The organism is Variovorax sp. 01T432 (assembly GCF_056398605.1).
This window is the reverse complement of the sequence record NZ_JBFTPS010000143.1, coordinates 1-860: the sequence shown is the minus strand read 5'-3', so window position 1 is coordinate 860 and position 860 is coordinate 1. Positions and strand designations below refer to the sequence as shown.

Sequence of the window (860 nt, the reverse complement as noted above, 5' to 3'; positions counted from 1 at the left end):
GTGCTTGACCTCGTCCATCACAGCGGCCACGTGCAGCAGGGCCTTCGAGGGAATGCAGCCGACGTTGAGGCAGACGCCGCCCAGGGTCGCATAGCGCTCGACCAGCACGACCTTGAGGCCCAGGTCGGCCGCGCGGAACGCGGCGGAATAGCCGCCGGGGCCTGCGCCCAGCACCAGCAGATCGCACTCGAAGTCGACGCTGCCGGAGTAAGTCGACGCGGGGGCCGGGGCTTGCGCGGGTGCCGCCGGCTTCGGTGCCGGCGCCGCAGCAGGGGCCGAGGCCGGGGATGCGGCTGCCGGGGCAGGCGCGGCAGCCGCACCCTCGAGCGCCTCCAGCGTCAGCACCACCGAGCCTTCCTTGACCTTGTCGCCGACCTTCATCGCCACGGACTTGACCACCCCGGCATGCGAGGAAGGAATCTCCATGGAGGCCTTGTCCGATTCCACCGTGATCAGGGATTGCTCGGCCTTCACCGTGTCGCCGGCCTTCACCAGCACCTCGATCACCGCGACTTCATCGAAATCGCCGATGTCCGGCACTTTGACTTCGACCGAACTCACAGGAGGGTCCTGCGGAAGTCAGCGAGAACCTGCCCCAGGTAGGCGTTGAACCTCCCAGCGGTCGCACCGTCAATGACTCGGTGATCCCAGCTCAAGCTGAGCGGGAGGATCAGGCGCGGCTGGAAGGCCTTCCCGTCCCACACGGGCTTTATCGCGCTCTTCGACAGACCCAGGATCGCAACCTCCGGCGCATTGATGATCGGCGTGAAATGCGTGCCGCCGATCCCGCCGAGGGAGCTGATCGAGAAGCAGCCGCCGGTCATGTCGGCCGAACCGAGCTTGCCGTCCCGCGCCTTCTT

2 protein-coding genes are annotated in these 860 nt (G+C 67.3%); both read right to left on the bottom strand.

The window, feature by feature from the left end:
- The coding region (locus tag AC1DNF_RS35685; protein ID WP_478153654.1) for a biotin/lipoyl-containing protein at nt 1-561 on the bottom strand (561 nt) is incomplete at its 3' end.
- Nucleotides 558-860: 2-oxo acid dehydrogenase subunit E2 (locus AC1DNF_RS35680; protein ID WP_478153652.1), on the bottom strand; the 303-nt coding region annotated here is incomplete at its 5' end. The genes AC1DNF_RS35685 and AC1DNF_RS35680, both read right to left, overlap by 4 nt.